Source organism: Clostridium sp. LIBA-8841 (assembly GCF_057782475.1).
In genome coordinates this window covers 1,838,700-1,858,298 of sequence record NZ_CM173488.1, presented here as the reverse complement: position 1 = coordinate 1,858,298, position 19,599 = coordinate 1,838,700, and the positions used below count along the sequence as shown (strand labels likewise).

18 protein-coding genes and 1 other annotated feature are annotated in these 19,599 nt (G+C 27.0%); of the genes, 3 read left to right on the top strand and 15 right to left on the bottom strand.

Going from position 1 to position 19,599, the window contains the following annotated elements:
- Nucleotides 1-36: 36 nt before the first annotated feature.
- The 8 genes from AC2A4K_RS08145 to AC2A4K_RS08110 form a co-directional block, all read right to left on the bottom strand.
- The gene (locus AC2A4K_RS08145) at nt 37-417 is read right to left on the bottom strand and encodes a RidA family protein (RefSeq protein WP_322503442.1); all 381 of its coding nucleotides are present in this window, start codon (nt 415-417) and stop codon (nt 37-39) included.
- An 83-nt stretch (nt 418-500) separates the two neighbouring features.
- A complete protein-coding gene (locus tag AC2A4K_RS08140; RefSeq protein WP_322503443.1) occupies nt 501-767 on the bottom strand; it encodes a phage holin family protein in 267 nt (88 codons plus the stop codon).
- A 129-nt stretch (nt 768-896) separates the two neighbouring features.
- Complete coding sequence (locus AC2A4K_RS08135) at nt 897-1,256, bottom strand: methylglyoxal synthase (RefSeq protein WP_322503444.1); 360 nt, start codon at nt 1,254-1,256, stop codon at nt 897-899.
- A 158-nt stretch (nt 1,257-1,414) separates the two neighbouring features.
- Entirely contained in the window at nt 1,415-3,682 is a 2,268-nt protein-coding gene (locus tag AC2A4K_RS08130) for an EAL domain-containing protein (RefSeq protein WP_322503445.1), read from the bottom strand.
- Nucleotides 3,683-3,818: 136 nt separating this feature from the next.
- Nucleotides 3,819-5,225, bottom strand: a complete 1,407-nt coding sequence (locus tag AC2A4K_RS08125) for an aminopeptidase (RefSeq protein ID WP_322503446.1) — start codon at nt 5,223-5,225, stop codon at nt 3,819-3,821.
- A 58-nt stretch (nt 5,226-5,283) separates the two neighbouring features.
- On the bottom strand, nt 5,284-6,213 hold the full coding sequence (locus tag AC2A4K_RS08120; protein WP_322503447.1) for a magnesium transporter CorA family protein: 930 nt from the start codon (nt 6,211-6,213) through the stop codon (nt 5,284-5,286).
- 44 nt (nt 6,214-6,257) lie between these two features.
- Nucleotides 6,258-7,181 carry an HPr(Ser) kinase/phosphatase gene (gene hprK, locus AC2A4K_RS08115; protein ID WP_322503448.1) on the bottom strand — a complete coding sequence of 308 codons (924 nt, stop codon included), beginning with the start codon at nt 7,179-7,181 and terminating at the stop codon, nt 6,258-6,260.
- 11 nt (nt 7,182-7,192) lie between these two features.
- Complete coding sequence (locus tag AC2A4K_RS08110) at nt 7,193-7,372, bottom strand: DUF896 domain-containing protein (protein ID WP_003448677.1); 180 nt, start codon at nt 7,370-7,372, stop codon at nt 7,193-7,195.
- 298 nt (nt 7,373-7,670) lie between these two features.
- On the opposite strand from AC2A4K_RS08110, the gene AC2A4K_RS08105 reads away from it, so the two are divergent.
- Together AC2A4K_RS08105 and aspD are read left to right on the top strand one after the other, a co-directional pair.
- A complete protein-coding gene (locus AC2A4K_RS08105) occupies nt 7,671-8,711 on the top strand; it encodes a hypothetical protein (protein ID WP_322503449.1) in 1,041 nt (346 codons plus the stop codon).
- A gap of 216 nt (nt 8,712-8,927) precedes the next feature.
- Nucleotides 8,928-10,553, top strand: a complete 1,626-nt coding sequence (gene aspD / locus AC2A4K_RS08100) for an aspartate 4-decarboxylase (RefSeq protein ID WP_322503450.1) — start codon at nt 8,928-8,930, stop codon at nt 10,551-10,553.
- 32 nt (nt 10,554-10,585) lie between these two features.
- Here aspD and AC2A4K_RS08095 read toward each other — a convergent pair whose 3' ends face one another.
- The 7 genes from AC2A4K_RS08095 to AC2A4K_RS08065 all read right to left on the bottom strand — a co-directional run bounded on the left by AC2A4K_RS08095 (nt 10,586) and on the right by AC2A4K_RS08065 (nt 18,421).
- Nucleotides 10,586-11,206, bottom strand: coding sequence for a DUF488 domain-containing protein (locus AC2A4K_RS08095; protein ID WP_322503451.1), 621 nt, complete (start codon nt 11,204-11,206; stop codon nt 10,586-10,588).
- Nucleotides 11,207-11,363: 157 nt separating this feature from the next.
- Nucleotides 11,364-11,519: a zinc-ribbon domain-containing protein gene (locus AC2A4K_RS08090; protein ID WP_322503452.1), complete on the bottom strand. Its 156-nt coding sequence runs from the start codon at nt 11,517-11,519 to the stop codon at nt 11,364-11,366.
- Between the two features lie 158 nt (nt 11,520-11,677).
- Nucleotides 11,678-12,244 carry a hypothetical protein gene (locus tag AC2A4K_RS08085; protein ID WP_322503453.1) on the bottom strand — a complete coding sequence of 189 codons (567 nt, stop codon included), beginning with the start codon at nt 12,242-12,244 and terminating at the stop codon, nt 11,678-11,680.
- Nucleotides 12,245-12,470: 226 nt separating this feature from the next.
- A complete protein-coding gene (gltX, locus tag AC2A4K_RS08080) occupies nt 12,471-14,129 on the bottom strand; it encodes a glutamate--tRNA ligase (protein ID WP_322503454.1) in 1,659 nt (552 codons plus the stop codon).
- Between the two features lie 53 nt (nt 14,130-14,182).
- Nucleotides 14,183-14,407: a binding site (T-box leader), on the bottom strand.
- A gap of 282 nt (nt 14,408-14,689) precedes the next feature.
- Nucleotides 14,690-16,405, bottom strand: coding sequence for a hypothetical protein (locus AC2A4K_RS08075; protein WP_322503455.1), 1,716 nt, complete (start codon nt 16,403-16,405; stop codon nt 14,690-14,692).
- Nucleotides 16,406-16,421: 16 nt separating this feature from the next.
- The gene (locus AC2A4K_RS08070) at nt 16,422-17,126 is read right to left on the bottom strand and encodes a hypothetical protein (RefSeq protein WP_322503456.1); all 705 of its coding nucleotides are present in this window, start codon (nt 17,124-17,126) and stop codon (nt 16,422-16,424) included.
- Nucleotides 17,127-17,380: 254 nt separating this feature from the next.
- Nucleotides 17,381-18,421, bottom strand: coding sequence for a M42 family metallopeptidase (locus tag AC2A4K_RS08065; RefSeq protein ID WP_322503457.1), 1,041 nt, complete (start codon nt 18,419-18,421; stop codon nt 17,381-17,383).
- 174 nt (nt 18,422-18,595) lie between these two features.
- Here AC2A4K_RS08065 and AC2A4K_RS08060 point away from each other — a divergent pair, with 174 nt between their 5' ends.
- Nucleotides 18,596-19,510 carry a radical SAM protein gene (locus AC2A4K_RS08060; RefSeq protein WP_322503458.1) on the top strand — a complete coding sequence of 305 codons (915 nt, stop codon included), beginning with the start codon at nt 18,596-18,598 and terminating at the stop codon, nt 19,508-19,510.
- Nucleotides 19,511-19,599: the final 89 nt, after the last annotated feature.

The following is a 19,599-nucleotide window of genomic DNA, read 5'->3' as shown; positions in this document are numbered from 1 at the left end:
ATCTCCCCTATCTAGCTAATTACGAAAACATAGTTACTATTTTAAAGTAGCTATAACTTCGATTTCTACTTTAGCATCCTTAGGCAATTTAGCAACCTCTACTGCACTTCTTGCTGGTTGATTTTCTGTAAAATAAGTAGCATATACCTCATTCATTCTTCCAAAATCATTTATATCACTTAAAAATACTGTAGTTTTTATTACTTTATCCATAGAAGTTCCAGCAGCTTCTAAGATAGCCTTTACATTTTCTAATGATTGTGTTGTTTGTTCTTCAATTGATTCTGGCATTACTCCTGTTTCAGGATTTAGTGGAATTTGTCCTGAAGTATAAACTAAATCTCCTATTTTTACTCCTTGTGAGTAAGGTCCAATTGCACCTGGTGCTTTGTTTGTTTTTATTATTTCTTTTGCCATATAAAACATCTCCTATTCTTCAATACATTACTTCCAATACTTTAATTTTAATACAGCAAAAGTTTAAATTCAACATTTTTCTACTATTTATTATCATCTTCTCTATTAATTACATTGTCACTTATTTCATCTAAAGTTTTAGGTTCAATTTTATCATCCCCAAATCCCCTTGTTTTAGTAGTTGGATTACTTAATATTCCAGCCATAACTAATATTGATAGGACAGCAGTTACTATTTCATTATAATTGCCTGGTAAAATATTTATATGACAACTTTCAAGTATTAATGGTATTAAAGCAAAAATTGACATCCATAATCCATAGTTTTTTAATCTACTCCAATCATACATAAATATTTCCTCCTAAAATTTAATATATATTATTATATTCACAATATTCATGTATGGTTATAATATAATTAGCATAATAAAAGACTGTTTTAAATAAATTTAAAACAGTCTTTAAATTAACATATATTATTAGATATCTGTCATTATAAGCTTAGCAGTTTCTGTATTTGTAGCTAATGGAACTTTGTAAACATCACAAAGTCTAAGTAATGCATTAACATCTGGCTCATGAGGTTGAGCTGTTAATGGATCTCTTAAGAATATTACCATATCAATATCATGGTTTGCTACCATAGCTCCTATTTCTTGATCTCCACCTAGTGGACCACTTTTACATCTTTTAACCTCTAAAGATGTGTTTTGCATGATTTTAAGACCAGTGGTTCCTGTTGCAACAAGAACATGTTTAATTAATTTGTCTTCAAATTCCTTTGCAAGTTCTATCATTTCTTCTTTTTTCTTATCATGTGCAATTAACGCTATTTTCATTTGACTCTCCCCTTTTATCTAAATAACTAAAACTAATACTTCTTGAATATTCGCTTATAGTCATTTGTGCTTTTAGATACAGTGTATAGAAATACTTCTAATTACTCTATCTTTTTAAATTATATCCTTTACATAACTTAATTATATACTAAAGATTCCTATATTGATATACTAACTCCTAAATTCTTTGCATATTCTAAAAACTCTTTTTCTTTTAAAGCCTTAGAAAAATAAAATCCTTGAATAACATCAAAATCTAATAACTTAAAAAAGTCATAGTATTCCTTACTTTCCACTCCTTCAACTACAAGTTCAGCATCTAAACTTTTAGCAAAATTAGAAATAGCACTAATCATTGATATATACTTGTCATTTGGTATATCAGCTATAAACTCCTTAGGAATCTTTATCTGATCAAAAGGTATTTTTAATAATCTATTTATAGAAGAATATCCCTTTCCAAAATCATCAATTGCTATTTTAAATCCATACTTTTTTAGTCTTATTATTTCATTTAAAGCAACTCCATTAGCCTCTAAATCAAAATCTTCTAAGATTTCTAAAGTAATATTTTTAGGTATTAAATCATATTTTTTTGTTATCTTATCTAACTTAGAAACTATTCCCCTATTCTTTAATGTATTTATAGATATATTTACAGAACATTGCAAATTAATATTGTTTTTGATTAACTTACTTTGAAATGCACATGTTGATTCAAAAACATATAAGTCTAATTCTTTAATAGAATCAATTTCTTCTAGTGATTTAACTATATCACAGGCTGGTATAGGACCTAATATTTCATGATTCCATCGTATAAGCGTTTCATAGCCTTTTATCTTATTATCTACAGAAGATATTTGTGGCTGATAAACAGTATATAATTTTTTATTTATCAATGCATTTTTAATATCTTTTTTTATTAGATTTTTTCTTATTCTTATATTTTTTAATAGCTCAGTATATTCTATAGAGGAAACAAAAACTTCTTTTTTAGCTATTTCTTTTGCAAAAGATGCTTCTTCGATTATTTCTTGAAAACTCTTATTTCCTAAATTTACTGAATAACCTATATTAACCCCAATTTCAAATTCTTTATTAAGACTATTTAAATGTATCTTTTTTATATTTTCTAACTTGTTTAAAAGCTTCATTATATCTTTTTTATCATTGCTATTAATTGCAATTAAGAATTCATCCCCTTCATAAACACCATATACATTTTTAACAAATAATGTTTTTGATATATTATCTAAAACCTTACCAAATTCCTTTAAAGCTTCATCACCCTTCTCTCTTCCTAAAATATCATTTATTAGACTAAATTTATTTAAATCAATCAAAAATGTAGTATATGGTCCATACCAGTTTTCAAGACTCTCTTTAAATTCAAGCCTAGTATAAATATTTCTGATAGAATCAAACTTTTCCTCTAGTAAAATTTCTTTTGTAAGCTTCTCCTTGCTTCTATTGTATATAATTACTCTTATTAAAAATGCACTCATAGTAACAGTACTTAATAATACATATCTAAAAATATTAACTTTAGTATTTAATATATTAAATACTAATAAACTTAAAAAAGAAAAAATAATAAAAGTAATTACTATTATCATATTAAAAATATCATTATAACTCTCTTTTCTTATATGCTCTATTTTATTAGAATAAACCTTTCTGTCTTTTTTCCCAAAATCTAAAATAGCTGCAAAAATAAATATTTCTAAAAAATTTATTGATGTATATATTAAATTGCTTTCATATTTCGAATTTAAGCTCATAAAATAAAATACAGATATTTTCATACAAATATATAACATTAAAACTATATTCATTTTTTTTTGAATTTTAGAATAAAAGGATAATATAAGAGATGTAAGTAAAATAAATACAAAATTTATTATCATAAAATTTCCGAGTATACTATTTATATTTAATATAAAATTAGTAAACCTATCAATTTCTAAAACTCCAGGCAAATTTCTTGGTACAAATCCAACTAATATTATTAGAACTGGAAATAATATTAATAATGAATCTTTTAAAGCTAATTTATAATAGCTATAAATTTTTAATTCATTGAAATACTTATATGTCCTAAAGATTAAATATAAGCATCCCCCAAATAATAATAAAGATATACACTTTAAACGAGTATTTAAACTTACAATATTATTAAACAATATTATTGTAAACATGATATTTAAAAAATAACAATCTCTAATAATTTTCCATTTTTCTTTTGTAGTTTCTTCTAAATATCTATCCTTAAGAAAATCTCTTATCATAAATATTATTTGAGAATAGAACATTATATTTAAGAACCAAAGAAATCTTTTACCATTAAAATCATTTATAAAAGTCAACCCTAAAAAGAAAGTAATACTTAAAAAAACTAAATTTCCCTTTAAAACCTTATTCATATATAAACCCTTATCAAACAAATTATTTTTGTAAAAATAAAAGAGCTGTACCACAAACTCTCCTAATATATCCCAATAAAGTTTAAATATATAGGTTATATTAGATATTTTGGTACAGCCTTTTCTTCATTAGTAATTATGCTTCTTCAAAAAATGCCTTATAACATTTTTTAGTTTCATATATATCTGCCTTAGATGCTACTTCTAAAGGTGCATGCATATTTTGTAATGCCACTCCACAATCAATAACTTCCATATTGTATTGTGCTAAGATATAAGCGATTGTACCACCGCCACCTTGATCAACCTTTCCAAGCTCTGCAGTTTGCCACACAACACCATTCTTATCCATAATATTTCTTAGGTGAGCTATATATTCAGCATTGGCATCATTACATCCTGATTTACCTCTAGCTCCTGTATATTTGCTAAATACTACTCCATTTCCAAAGTAAGCTGTATTCTTCTTTTCGCATACAGATGGATAATTTGGATCGTAAGCAGCAGTAACATCTGCTGATAACATCATTGAGTTTTGAAGACATCTTCTAAGTTTTAACTCTGAATATTCTCCTCTTCTATCCATAAGTTCCGCAACTAAATTTTCAAAGAATCTTGATTGCATTCCTGTAGCTCCAACGCTACCTATTTCCTCTTTATCAACTAATAATGCTACGCATGTTTTGTCAACATCACCTAAGTCCATTAAAGCTTCAGCTGAAGTATAAGCACATATTCTATCATCATGTCCATAGGCTAAAACCATACTTCTATCTAATCCATAATCTCTTGCTTTTCCTGCAGGAACTATTTCTAATTCAGCAGATACAAAATCCTCTTCTGTTATGCCATATTTTTCATTTAATAAAACTAAAATATTAGCTTTAACAGCTTCCTTTTCATCTGTACCCTTTAGAGGCATACTTCCCACTAAAACATTTAGGTCTTCTCCTTCTATCACTTTAGCACCCTTTTTATCCATTTGATTAGCTGATAAATGAGCTAGAAGGTCTGATATTCCTATTACAGGATCATTATCATCTTCACCTACTACAATTTTTACCTTAGTACCATCTTTTTTAATAACAACTCCATGAATTGCAAGTGGTATAGTTACCCATTGATATTTTTTTATTCCTCCATAATAATGTGTATCTAATAATGCTAATCCTGAATCCTCATATAATGGATTTTGCTTAACATCAAGTCTTGGAGAATCTATATGAGCCCCTATTATTCTTAATCCATTTTCTAATGGTTCTGAACCTACTTTTATTAAAGTTATTGTTTTATCCATATTAATAGAATAAAGTGTATCACCAGCGGATATCTTTTCTCCATTTTCAATTGTTTTATCAAAATTTTTAAAACCTTTATTTTCAACCATTTCTGCTAAAGCAGAAACACATTCTCTCTCAGTTTTTGCAACTGACATAAACTCTCTATATCTGTCACTTAAAGAAAAAACATTTTTAAGATCCTGTCCTTCATATTTTCCCCAAGCATTTTCATATTCTTTTTTTAAATCTTTTACATCTTTCATAATATAGCCCTCCTATCTATTTAATCTAATTTTATATTTTTGGTAATATTTTGTCAAACTATAGAATTTTTCTTATCTTAAATAATAATAGTAAAATCAGTGCCATTAATCCCAATACAATTACCATAATATAAAACCCATAAGGATATGTTTTAAAAGGCATACAGTCAAAGCTCATTGAAAAGATTGCAGTAATTAATTCTAAAGGCAAAAAAACTGCCGTTATTATGGTAAATACTTTCATAAGTTCATTAGTTTTATTAGCTAATTCTGACTCATAAGCCTCTCTTACAATTGCCAACTCCTGTGATAAAGTATCTAAAGAAGTCATCAATTTCTCTATTTTACTATTTATGTTTTTGAAGTAAATTCTATTTTTTTCTCCTACAACTCCATTTTCATCCATAACTAAAGCATCACCTATGTATCTAATAGGTTTTATAAGTTTTCTAAGCTTATATGCCTCTCTTCTTATAAATAGCAATGAATTTAAATGTTTATTCTCAGGATCTTTTAAGATTTCCAACTCTATTTTATCGCTTTCTGTTTCTAGATCTGAAATTATATTATAGTTATTTTTTATTATTCTATCTAATATATAATAAAGAATAACAGAAGGACTTTTATCCATTTTAAAGAGTTGACAATTTTTCTCTTCCTTTATGTCCTCAATTAAATCATATAGAAGTGATATATTACTCTTATAAACCGTAACTATAAAGCTCTTTCCTAAAAATATATCAAGCTCTTTTGAGATGATTTGCTTGTCAGATTGCTCAATTATATTAATCAAAATAAATATGTAATCCTTAAAATAATCTATTCTCTGCTCTTGTCTATAATCAATGCATTCTTTTATACACTCATAAGAAAACATCTCTTCTAAAAGATTTATTTCATCTTCTTCCATTAGAATCCATGCTGGGAATTCATCAGGCTTCCACTCTTCAACCACTTTAAAATTCTCTTTAATATTAAATATAACCATATCATCACCTTTAATTCTGATATGGTTATAGTTTATACTTTTTATTAAATTTTACTCTCTTTTTCCATGCTTTCAAGCATTCTTTTTTCTATTATATCAACTGGTGTAACATCAGACATACGTTGATATCTATAGTTAGCTGCTGCTGCCTCTATTATTACTGCTATGTTTCTTCCAGGTCTTATTGGAACTCTTAGCTTTTTAACTTTCACACCTAAAATATCTTGATATTCGTCGTTTACACCTAACCTATCATAATCTCCATCATCTTTCCAATGTTCAAAATGGATTATTATTTTTATTTGTTTAGAATTTAATATTGAGCTTAATCCATATAATGCTGATACGTCTATTATTCCCATACCTCTAACTTCAAGCATTCCAAAAGTTATCTCTGGAGATCTACCTATAAGATCACCATCTATTTCTTTTATATCTACAGCATCATCAGTTACTAATCTATGACCTCTTTTTATAAGCTCTAAAGCGGTTTCACTCTTACCTATTCCACTTTCCCCTGTTATTAACATTCCTATACCATAGACATCAACAAGTACACCATGTAATCTTGTTTCCGGAGCCATTTTATCAGATAAATACATTGTGATTTTACTTATAAATTTAGTTGTTATCATTTTGCTTCTAAGAATCCATAAATTTCTTTTTCTAGCTGCCTTTATAAGTTCCTCATGTATCTCTAAATCTCTAGTTATTATAAGACAAGATATATCAAAAGAGAAAAACTTATTTAATCTCTTTTTTCTAAGATCTGGAGACATATCTTCTAAGAAACTCCACTCTGCCTTTCCTATAACTTGAATTCTTTCTGGAGCGAAATAATTATAAAAACCAGCTAATTGTAAACCCGGTCTATTTACATCACTAACATTTATAGGGACATTTTCTTCGCCAGTTTGAATTACCTCTAAACTAAAATCCTTTATTAACTTTTCTACTGTAACACCCACTTAAATCACCCTTAATTTTTCTTATTTTTTGGCTCAATCCCTTTTAACTGCTCTCTTAAATTGCTTTTAAATCTGTTTATATATTCTTTTCTAAGCTCTTCTCTTTCCTTATGTTCATCCTCTGATAAACCTTCTTCTTTATGTTTCTTATGTAACTCATTTATTCTTTTTGTTAATTCATCTATGTTCATGTTTATTCTCCTTTGCACTATAACTTTAATTTATTCCTATTATTATTTTACATTTGTATGTATTTTTTAGCAACAATCTTTCTTGCTAAAATTCTTATTTAATCCAAATTATATTATAATATATATGAAAATTATATATAAGATGTAAAAATCTTTGAAATTTTTACCTGTTTTAACTGTAATATATTTCATATTAACTGATTTTATCTTATAATATTTGTATAAACTCCTGTAATATGGCAAAGCTCACATTACTATTAAACATAATTTATATTTTGTATTTAAGGGTGAGATAATTATGAGTAATAAAAAAATAAATTTTAAAAGTATGATTAATTCAGATAAAGTTAAGTTGATAAATAATTCCTTGGTTCTAGATGGACTTTCTCTTAAAGAACTTTCAAAGAAAATAAATATACAAAAGAAAGAAATACTTAATTTTATGGATGATGAAGGTTTTTTCTTTGACGAAATAGATGGTTATTTTAAAAAATCTAAAGAAGTAACAATCTCGAATGAAGCACAAGCTTTAATTGAAACAAATGAAATAGATTCAAATCCCAACACTGAACGTGAAGATATTCAATCTATTATAGATTCCATAAATGAAAAATTAAATTTAAAAGATATTGAACCTAATAAAATTTTATTGCCAGAGATTAAATCAAGTAAAGAAATTAGTGTTTCTCTTGAATTCACTCCAGAAACTACTGATTCTAAACCTCAAACACTTACGTTAGAAATACCTAAAATATCTAGAACTGCTAGAAGAAAAAAGATGAAAAAAACAGCTTTGAAAAGATTTTTCTTATATATAAAAAATAAACTATCTAAAATATTTATGGTAAAAAAGCCGAAAAAGATAAAAAAGCCTATGAATCTAAAAGAGCCTATGGAGCTAAAGCTCCAAAATTCTTCGCAGGATATAAATTTAGCAAAACAAAAACCTGCTAATGCTATTTTAGAGGAAGTAGCTTTAGAAGCCTTACCTAAAAATAAAGATATAGTAACTGATTTATCACAAACCCATGAGGAATCTAAATTATCTTTTGAAATAAAAATTCCTAGAAATTTTAGAGGAAGAAAAAGACTTCCTATTTCAGAAGAAGATTTAAAAGAACTAAGTATTTTAAATTTAGATAAAGATTCCTTAGAAGATTTAAAAAATGAGCTGCGAAGTCTTAAGCTTAATTCATCTTTTATAGAAAATTTAAAAACAAATAATCTAGAAGATAATGAAAAAAAAGCTTTAGAGGAGCGTGTATATAATCTTGAAAAGAAAGTGTCTGAACTTGAAGAATTTTTCTTAGAAATCTTTCAAGCCATGTCAATAAAATAGGTCTTACTTTATAAAAAGGCTCTATTTTAGGTGAATGTTTATTTTAGCTACTCCTTAATATCTAGTAAAAAAATCAACACAAGTTCAAAATAGAGTCTATAAAAAAATCTATTCCAAACTGGAATAGATTTTTTTATTTTGTAATCATATTTAATTATAGAAATTTAGCTTTATACCTATACTATAGTTACATTATACTTTTAGGAGGAGTGACATATGTCAAATAGAAACTTACAATTAGAAGAACTAAAAAAGATTTATGGTAAAATAAGTCCTTTTGAATTTAAAAATAATTTAATAGATTTAGCTAAAGATAAAAAAAGTGCCCGTGTTCTTTTAGATGCAGGTCGTGGTAATCCTAATTGGACTGCATCAACACCTCGTGATGCATTTTTTACTTTTGGTCATTTTGCTGTTTCTGAAACACGAAGAACTTTTACCTCAGGTGATCTAGCTGGTATACCTCATAAAGAAGGAATATATAATAGATTTTTAGATTTTTTGAAAAACAATGAAAATTTTCCTGGAATAGGTCTACTAGATGAAATAATCAAATATGGAATTCATATAAAAGGCTTTAATCCAGATGATTTTCTTTATGAACTTACTGATGGTATTATAGGAGATAACTACCCTTATCCAGATAGAATGCTTCCTCATATAGAATCAATAGTTCATGACTACTTAATAAAAGAACTTTGCTACTTGCCCCCTTCAAAAAAATTTAAACTTTTTGCGGTTGAAGGTGCTACAGCAGCAATGTGCTATATTTTCGATTCTTTAATAGCTAATGAATTACTTCAAAGAAAGGATAAAATAGCTATAATGACTCCTATATTTACTCCATATTTAGAAATTCCTCATCTACCTAGATATGATTTAGAAAGTGTGTATATTCATGCTAATGAAATTAACGAAGCTGGAAATCACACTTGGCAATATCCTGAAGAAGAGTTAAATAAACTAAAAGATCCCTCAATAAAAGCTCTTTTTTTAGTTAATCCAAGTAATCCTCCTTCTGTTGCTATTCATGATAAGAGCAAAGAAATTCTTAAAGATATAGTAAATAATCATAACCCTAATTTGATGATAATATCAGATGATGTTTACGGAACCTTTGTGAATAAGTTTCAGTCTTTAGTAGCAGATCTCCCTTATAATTCCATTGGTGTTTATTCTTATTCAAAGTATTTTGGAGTTACTGGTTGGCGCCTTGGAACTTTGGCTCTTTATGAGGATAATATATTTGATAAATTAATAAGTGAGCTTCCTAAAGAAAAAAATGAGGTTGTTAATAAAAGATATGAATCCTTGTCTACTAATCCAGAAAAGATTCCATTTATTGATAGAATTGTTGCCGATAGCCGCCAAGTAGCACTTAATCATACAGCCGGTCTTTCAACTCCTCAACAAATACAAATGGCCTTTTTCTCAGCCTTTTCTTTAGTAGATGAAGAAAATAAATATAAAAATCAAACAATAGATATATGTCATAGACGTCAAAAACTTTTATTTAAAAGCTTAGGACTTAAACTTAAAGAAGATCCATATGATGCATCATACTATACTGAATTCGATTTACTCCAATGGGCGCTTAAAAATTATGGCACTGAATTTGCAAATTATTTAAAATCTAATTATAAATCTGTAGACGTACTATATAAATTGGCTGAAGAATCATCCATAGTGCTATTAAGTGGAGGAGGTTTCCATGGTCCTGAATGGTCAGTAAGAATATCTTTAGCTAATCTAGATGATGATGCTTACTCTAAAATAGGTACTGTGCTTCGAAAAATACTTGAAGACTTTGTAACCCACTGGAAAAACTCAATTAGTAAATAAAATCCGAAATAGCAGTTAAAATAAATTAACTGCTATTTTTCTTTCAAGTTTTCCATTCTATATCCTATTTCTTTATTTGCTAAGTCATATCCTTCTTCTATCATCTCTTCTGTGCTTTTCTCACTGCCCATTAAAGAATCTATTGTTAATTGATCTCTATCTTTAAAATATTTATCTAAAAGCATATTTTCTATTTCTCTTTGATTACAGAGTGAATAATCATGTAATATATGATTAATCTTAAACCCATGCTTTTCTAATTCTCTTCCAACTAATATACTTCTATGACATCTTATTGGTTCTTGCATCGCTCCTAATAAAGCTATCCTATATCCTTTGCTTAGTCCAATCTTAAGTCTTTTTATTCCATTTTTAAATGACTCCTCATTAATAACTTTATGAAAGTCTGCATATCCTTCTTTATTATAAGAAATCTTGCTTTCCCTTTTTGCTGCAAATTCCTTTGCCATATATATATAAGTAAATCCTAAATCAGTTAAAGTTTTCTGAATAGTTTCCTTGTTATATTGAACATTATATTTAGAATATGGAATTCCTCTTATGTCTACAACACAATTTATATTATATTTATTTAACATATGAACAAGTCTACTTACATCATAGTTTGAATGTCCTATAGTATATATTTCCATATAAAAACCTCCTTAGTTCAAAACAAATTATTCTATTTATCAAAGCTCAAAGCATCCTTAAAGAATATATCTTATAATCATTTAGAAATTTAAACCTTATTTTTAAAATAAAAAAAGATTGTAAGACTAATCTTACAACCTTATAATAAACAAATTATTATCTATTGTTTCTTTGAGCTTTTCTTGCTCTTCTGCAATCTGCACATCTTACTGGATCATTTTCAAATCCTTTTTCTTTGTAGAAAGCTTGCTCTCCCTCAGTGAATATGAAATCTGCTCCACAGTCTTTACATTTTAATGTTCTATCTGCCATTTTGACATCCTCCTTAAATTTAAAGATTTAAATGGATTAATAAAAATTTTCTTTAAGTTTAAGGAAAATTTTATTGATCTTTTAAAGCTTTTTCTATTATGAATTTATTATATCACTATTAAATTCATATTGCAAGTTTTTTTCTTTACTTTTTTTCTTTATTTAGGTAATAAAGCATTTAAAGTATATACTCTACTTAAGAAATATATACATAATATAACTAATAATAAAATAATTATTGCTCCTATTATATTTACAATACCACTTTTAAGTTCAGCTAAAAACTCTTTTGATCCAAATTTAACACCCTTATCTTTTCTTATTCTATAAAGCCCCCCCCATATAAGAGCGCTAGTTATTATATTACCTGTAATAATTTGAGATATAGCTATTATATTAAGTGCGATTTTATTAGATGTTATATTCTTTCCTTCTTTTAAATCTTTTATAGCATATTTACATATTGCTCCACAAAAGAAAGCCAGCATTGCTATAACAAACATTACTGTTGTTTTAGTATCCTCTAAAACTGGCTGATAAAACTTTTCACCTTTAGCAATAGTTAAAGTATATAAGTATATTATGTACACTATAGGTATTATGAAGAATATATACTTTGCTAAATTTAGAGGAAAATACTTTTTCTTTAATTCCTTTTCCTTATCCTCTATTTCTTTCTTTGTAGGTTTGTTCTGATTATTTTGCTTCTTTTTCTTTTGTCCCAAATTTACTTGCACCTCTCTTCTTTAAACTTTATGTAGTATTGAAATACGCATAACAAAATTATATCAACTTAACATATTATTTAACAATGTATTTTTTATGTTTTGTGAAAAATTTCTATATTTAGTTGCAAAAAGGATTGTATAAGTTCATACAATCTGAAAAAACACATTATAATTAATATATTCTTACAGATTAATTTAAACTAATACAATCCTCTAAATCAAATTATAAAGCTAAGAATTTTTGGAATCTTTCTCTTACTGCTTCTTCACCCATAATTTGCATTATTGTATAAAGGTCTGGTGTGTTAGCTCTATGTGTTAAAGCTGCTCTTACGGCACCGGCAACATCAGAAACCATTCCCTTATATTCTTCTGGATTTTTCTTATATTTCTTTCTATCAGTAGCATATCCTAATTCTACAGCAACCTCTTTTAAATCTGAGAACCAAGTATCTTTATCTGTATTGAAGTTATATGCTTTTGCATAAGCTTCTATTATTCTCTTAGCTTCTTCTAAATCTAAAGTCTTTGGTAATTCAACATCAGCAGCTGTTTCTTTATCAAATAATTCATCAAAGAAGTAGAATATTTTTTCTCTAACTTCATCCCACTTAGCAAAGTCTTTTCTTGGCTTTGGACCTTCTTTATCTATATTGAATACTTCCTTCATCATATTTTCTTTAGAAGTAACTAAATCATACATTTCTTTATCATATTCTTTAGCCCAGTTTGTATAGTAATCATATACTACTTCTGGTTTCATCTTGCAGATAACATCTTTACTTACGTCATTTAATTTAACTAAGTCAAATAAAGCTCCACTTTTACTCATTTTGTCTAGTTCAACTTTGTAATCATGATAATCTGCATCTGGATTTTCAGCTCTCCATTCCTCAAATGCTGAGTTTATTATATTTAAAAGATATTCAATAACTGATTGAGATGGATATCCTTTTTCGCTGTAATAACTTACTGCACTTTCTGGATCTTTTCTCTTTGATAATTTTCTCTTTGAACTTCCGTCCATTTTCATTATTGTTGGAATATGAGCATATTTAGGTGCTTCTACTCCTAAAACTTCAAACATTTGAAGATGTATCGGAAGTGATGATAGCCATTCTTCTCCTCTTATAACATGAGTAGTTCTCATTAATGTATCATCTATAGCATGTGCAAAGTGATAAGTTGGAAGACCATCACCTTTTATGATTACTACATCTTGAAGATTTTCTGGGAATGAAACTTCACCTTTTATCATATCATGAGCAACAACTCTCTTTTCAGGATCTCCAGGTGATTTCATTCTTATAACATAACTTTCACCAGCTTCTATTTTCTTTATAGCTTCTTCTGATGATAAATCTCTATATTTAGCAAATTCTCCATAGCATCCTGGAGTTAATTTTTCTGCAACTTGTTTTTCTCTTAAAGCTTCTAATTCTTCTGAAGTCATAAAGCATGGGTAAGCTAAGCCCTTTCTTAAAAGATCTTTAACGAAAGCTCTGTATATGTCAGCTCTTTGACTTTGTTTATATGGTGCATAAGCTCCTTTTTCTGAATTTTCTCCAGTTATTCCTTCATCAAAATCCATTCCAAAGTTATGCATAGTTTTTATAGTATCATCTATAGCACCTTCAACTTCTCTCTTTTGGTCAGTATCTTCTATTCTTAAGTAGAATATCCCACCACTTTGATGAGCTAATCTTTCATTTATTAATGAAGCAAAAACTCCTCCTATATGTTGAAATCCAGTTGGACTTGGTGCATATCTTAATACCTTAGCACCTTCTTTTAATTCTCTCTTTGGATATTTTTCTAAGTAATATTCCGGTGTTTTATCTATATCTGGGAATATTAAATTAGCTAATTTTTCATAACTCATTTTTTCACTTTCCTTTCTAAACTTATGTAATAAAAAAAGCCCTTCGTCCTAAAAATTAGGACGAAAGACTTAACTTCCGCGTTACCACCTAAATTAGTTAGCTAAGCTAACTCACTCAAAATCAATTAAGGGAATTACCCCTAGACCTACTCCTTAAAATTTAAGATTTTCAGTCTAAGCTCCGAAGCTTCTTTCTATAAGATTATTTTTAGGCTCTCACCATCCCTAAATCGCTTTGAAATAATTACTTATATACTCTTCTTCATCATAGCAATAAATATTTGGTTTTAAATAACAAACTCTATTATATCAGATTCTTTAAAGTTGTAAATAAAAAAATATTATTATTTTTAACTTTAATAACCCCTAATATGATTATAACACATACAAATTAGTAGGTAGATTACTTAAATTTCACTTATAGTAAAATATTCCTTAAAAATTTATTGATATTTAACTTTTCTCTTTAATATCTTTATATTTAAACATCATTAATATAAAATAATCTTATTTATTATAAAACTAATACAAACATATTATTAATATTTGTAAGAAATGCTTTATTTATGCATGTTTTTTCTCATAAAATCATTCCAAATACTAAGATTCATTTTATCCTCTAAAAGCTTGTACCTAATATTTATGTCTTCACAAGAAATATTACAAAGTTTTGCTCTTAAAATCCATATCTTTAATAAAAAACTTAAAGTATTTGAATACTCTTCTATTTCTTTTGTTATATATGAATTATAAATATTAACCTCTTCATTATTTAAAAAGTTTTTAAATTCTTTTTTATATGATTTAACTTCATCTTTAACATAATTTTCATCTTCTCCTAAAAACCATGTCCACAAAATGTACTCATATTCCTCTAAATAATCAATTACCTTTTCATCCTCTAAATATTTTTTTAAATTCCATAGAGGAATTAAACCATTACCAAATAAATAATTAGATGCAAAAGCATTACACTGTTCACCTAATAACCTATAAAAAAGGTTTTGCATAGAAAATTTTTCTTTTTTATTATCTACTAAGTAATTAATTATTTTATTGTTTTCTCCTTCTTTAATACCTAATTCTTCTATATAGAAAATCATTAATGGTGCTTTAGTATAGTGAAGAAACTCTATTTTACCATGACTTCTTATACTTGCCTCTTCCATAGGAATAACTCTAAACCTACTTGGCTCTTTTAATGTCATATATAAATATCTAGTATATAAGCTAGCCATTTCATTTTTGAAACTTATTTCTAGACTTTCTTTTAAATCTTCCTCTAAAGTTTCTAAAGCCAAATTTTCATAATAGGTTGCTAATCCTTCTGTTAACCAAAGGTTCGGTGGAAGATGATAATCTCTTGATTTTAAGACGTGATCCATAAAAGCATGAAATAATCTATGAGATAAAAGTTGCCAATCTCTCTTATTATCCATATCAAAGGTAGCACTTATAATATTTTTTCCGCTTCCTCCTAATATATAAGGATTTTCTTTTTTACTTTTTCTTAATAAAGCTATATTTATATCTTTTTTATTAAAGGAATTTATTTTAAATAAATTAAAGTAATAATCACAAACTCCTTTTATATTTCTTATAAGCTTCTCTTTTTTTGTTTCATCTTCACTAAGAAAAGTGTTTTCTATATTGTTATATATTGATATATTTCCATAACTCTCTTTAAAATCTATTTTTTCAAAATAACCAAAAGTGTAAGATGATTTCATTATTTCATATAAATCACTCCAAGTAGCATTTTTGCACCTTGACCTAAAATTCTCTTCTTTAAAAGGAATTATGTGCTTAACTTCATTTAGTTTATTAAATTCCAAAAGATTATTATTTTCAAGGTATTTCTCCTTAAAACTTTCAAAATTTAAAATCTCTACAAATTTCGAAAAATCTATTTCTATGGTGCCATTAAATTTACTATTATCATTCATGGTAAGCATTTCTACTGGTAATAATAATATCTGTTCCCCCATGAAGGTTATTAAGTCACTACTTAACTCTCCGCCTTTTCCATGCTTACCTAAGCCACCAATGAGAACATCATATTCTAAAATCAAATTACTATTACAGCTATTTACATATATAAAGTTTGAATCATAATAAAATTTCTCTTTACACCTTATATTTTCAATTTTTGCCTTTCCCTTATAAAATTGAATTTCTTTTCCTAAGGAAACTTCTTTAATTTCTAATCTTATGCTTAAAAAATCCTTTTCATTTAAATTTTTTCTTACTGAAAATTTAATATCTCCATATATCATTTATACTCTCCCACATCTAACTATCTGTATTTCTAATAACTTCTCCTGATTTGTTTATGTATAACTTTTCTAAAGGTTCATAAATTCCTTCTTTTTTCAAACTCTTTGAATATAGATTAACTCCGTAATATATTTGATTATTGATTTCTTTCTCACCCCATATATTGACTTCTAAATCATTATTATTTAATGAAACTTCATATTTTTTCGCAATATTTTCTAACTCAATACGCTCATTGTTACTTATATTTAGTTTGATTATAAGTCCTTCAATTCCAGTTAAAGGTTTTCCGTTTTCACCTTTTAAAACATTGCCTTTTTTACTTATAAGAATTCTATCTACTATTCCTGTTAAATCATCACTTTGCACACTTTTAGAATAAAGTGTTATTTGGTAATATCTTTCCTTACCTATCTCTTTAAAGCCATCTATATTAGCTCCTAAATCCAAAAAAGTCATCTTATCTTCATACTTTAATGCATAATCTTTTATCTTTTCTTCCTCTTCCTTTGTTAAAGATATTTTTTTAAGATCTTCCATATTCTCTTCCTCTTTTTGCTCTTCCATAGTTTCTTCATAATCATTTCTAGTAACTAACATATTAATATTTTTATTTGAATCAATAGTTTTCTTACTCTCTAATAAAGTACTTCCATAAGTTAAAATCCCACCTAAAAATAAGGAAAAAACTAAAATGGTTCCAATTAAAATTCTTTTCACTTGTAAACAACTCCAATCAACTTTATCTATAAGTATATTATTTACAAAACCATTAGTTTATAACCATTTCAATAAGGGTTTTATTAATTCTAATATTATGTTAAGTATAATTCAAGTAAAAAAATTCTTAATTATATTGTATATATATGGATTAAGTCTTAGAGACTTAATTAAAAATCTCTAAGACTTATAAACTTAATATTTTGTTCTATTTTATACCATTATTGATTTTTAGCTAGATTCTAATATTTTAATTAATTAGCTTCTATTAAATAAAGATATATAAGTTTTATAGTATTTTCTAAAGCATCATAATGTGTTCTTTCCATTCCATGAGATGCATGCACTCCTGGTCCAATTAAAGCTCCTCTTATATTATTTCCACCTTTTAATGCAGCTCCCACATCTGATCCATATCTAGGATATACATCTACTGCATAACTTAAATTATTCTCCTTAGCAAGTTTTACAAGCTCTGATGTCATTTTATAGTCATAAGGACCTCCAGAGTCCTTTGCACATATAGAAACATCATACTCAGTGCAACTTAAATCATCCCCAATACATCCCATATCAACAGCTATCATTTCAGTAATATCCTCTGGCAAATATGATGCTCCATGGCCAACCTCTTCATAAACTGAAATAAATATTTTAGTTTTGTATTTAGGTTTAATATTCTCCCTTTTTAACATTTCTAATAAACCAATTAATGCTGAAACACTTCCTTTATCATCTATAAATCTAGATTTTATAAAACCACTTGGCGTTATTGTTGTTTTTGGATCTATAAATATAAAGTCTCCTGTCTCTATTCCTAAAGCCTTTACATCTTCTTTATTTAAAACTCTTTCATCAATTCTAACTTCCATATTTTTCGCATCTCTAATTTTGCTTGATGCATCATCATAAACATGTATTGAAGGACTTGTACTTAAAAAAGTACCAGTATATTCTTTTCCCTCTCTTGTTCTTATTACACAATATTCTGAATCTAAAGTAGGCACTATAGGCCCTCCTACTAATTCAAACTTTAAGGTTCCATTAGGTGTTATTGACCTAACCATAGCCCCTAATGTATCTACATGAGCAGCTAATCCTATAACTTTCTCATCACTTTCTCCTGGAATTGTTATTATTCCACATCCTTTATTGGTTAACTCTAGTTCATAACCTAATTCTTTAATTATTTTTTCTATCTTTCCCATAATCTCAAAACAAAATCCACTTGGACTATGAAAGCTTAAAATATCCTTTGCCACACCTAAAATAAAATCCTTGTTTATACTTATCATGTATTTCGCCCCCTCTAATTATATGGATTATTATACCACATTCCATTTAAATAATAGAGTGAATAAAAATTTGTAATCTCAAAGTAATTTTATTTAAAGTAAGACTTATGACTTCTTGTTACTTAATTACTTAAAATATATAATTAATATTGAATATAGATTAGAGGTGTTTTAATGAAAAATAAAGAATTATTAGAAGAATGTACTCTTTGCAATAGAAATTGTAAAGTTAATAGATTTAATACTTTAGGGATATGTAAGGCTAATGAAAAAGTTAAAGTAGCTAGGGCAGAACTTCATCAATGGGAAGAACCACCTATTTCTTTTAGAAATGGATCAGGAACAGTATTCTTCTCTCACTGCAATTTAAAATGTGTTTTTTGCCAAAACCATGAAATAAGTCAAGATTTTAAAGGACTTGAAATCTCAATAGAAAGACTATCAGAAATCTTCCTAGAACTTCAAGAGAAAGGAGCAGAAAACATAAATTTAGTTACTCCAACTCACTATGTTGTTCAAATATTAGAAGCTTTAAAAATAGCAAAAGAAAAGGGATTAAATATTCCTATTCTTTACAATACTAATGGATATGATAGTTTAGAGACTATTAAACTTTTAGATGGATATATAGATGTGTATCTTCCAGATTTCAAATATTTTAAAGATGATTATGCATTTAAATATTCAAAGATAAAAAGTTATAAAGATAATTTAATTCCTGTACTTGATGAAATGTTTAGACAAGTTGGTACTCCTAAATTTTCAAAGGATGGGAAACTATTAAAAGGTATGATAATAAGACATTTAATGCTTCCTGGTTTATTATTTGATTCGAAAAAGGTTATTGATACAATCTTCTCAAGATTTGGTCACAATGTCTTTATAAGCATAATGAATCAATACACTCCAATGAATAGAGCCTGTGATTACCCTGAAATAAATAAACCTTTAAATCCTAAGCATTATGATTCGTTAATAGATTATGCTGCCTTCTTAGGAGTAAAAAATGCCTTTATACAAGAAAGTGGAACTAATTCAGAAGCTTATGTTCCTTCATTTAAGTATCAAGGAGTTCTTAAAGATAACTAATTATATTATTCAATTTATTATTTTATATAAAAGCATACATATACAAATGTTAATTTTATTTTAACAAAAAAAATAAAATTAATAAATCT

Excerpts from the sequence above, each read along its gene's own strand:
- AC2A4K_RS08125 (WP_322503446.1), bottom strand. The coding sequence starts at position 5,225 with ATGAAAGATGTAAAAGATTTAAAAAAAGAATATGAAAATGCTTGGGGA.
- AC2A4K_RS08130 (WP_322503445.1), bottom strand. The coding sequence starts at position 3,682 with ATGAATAAGGTTTTAAAGGGAAATTTAGTTTTTTTAAGTATTACTTTC.
- gltX (WP_322503454.1), bottom strand. The coding sequence starts at position 14,129 with ATGAGTTATGAAAAATTAGCTAATTTAATATTCCCAGATATAGATAAA.
- AC2A4K_RS08075 (WP_322503455.1), bottom strand. The coding sequence starts at position 16,405 with ATGATATATGGAGATATTAAATTTTCAGTAAGAAAAAATTTAAATGAA.
- AC2A4K_RS08065 (WP_322503457.1), bottom strand. The coding sequence starts at position 18,421 with ATGATAAGTATAAACAAGGATTTTATTTTAGGTGTGGCAAAGGATATT.
- AC2A4K_RS08135 (WP_322503444.1), bottom strand. The coding sequence starts at position 1,256 with ATGAAAATAGCGTTAATTGCACATGATAAGAAAAAAGAAGAAATGATA.
- AC2A4K_RS08090 (WP_322503452.1), bottom strand. The coding sequence starts at position 11,519 with ATGGCAGATAGAACATTAAAATGTAAAGACTGTGGAGCAGATTTCATA.
- AC2A4K_RS08110 (WP_003448677.1), bottom strand. The coding sequence starts at position 7,372 with ATGAACATAGATGAATTAACAAAAAGAATAAATGAGTTACATAAGAAA.
- AC2A4K_RS08140 (WP_322503443.1), bottom strand. The coding sequence starts at position 767 with ATGTATGATTGGAGTAGATTAAAAAACTATGGATTATGGATGTCAATT.
- AC2A4K_RS08095 (WP_322503451.1), bottom strand. The coding sequence starts at position 11,206 with ATGGAAATATATACTATAGGACATTCAAACTATGATGTAAGTAGACTT.
- AC2A4K_RS08060 (WP_322503458.1), top strand. The coding sequence starts at position 18,596 with ATGAAAAATAAAGAATTATTAGAAGAATGTACTCTTTGCAATAGAAAT.
- AC2A4K_RS08120 (WP_322503447.1), bottom strand. The coding sequence starts at position 6,213 with ATGGTTATATTTAATATTAAAGAGAATTTTAAAGTGGTTGAAGAGTGG.
- aspD (WP_322503450.1), top strand. The coding sequence starts at position 8,928 with ATGTCAAATAGAAACTTACAATTAGAAGAACTAAAAAAGATTTATGGT.
- AC2A4K_RS08105 (WP_322503449.1), top strand. The coding sequence starts at position 7,671 with ATGAGTAATAAAAAAATAAATTTTAAAAGTATGATTAATTCAGATAAA.
- AC2A4K_RS08145 (WP_322503442.1), bottom strand. The coding sequence starts at position 417 with ATGGCAAAAGAAATAATAAAAACAAACAAAGCACCAGGTGCAATTGGA.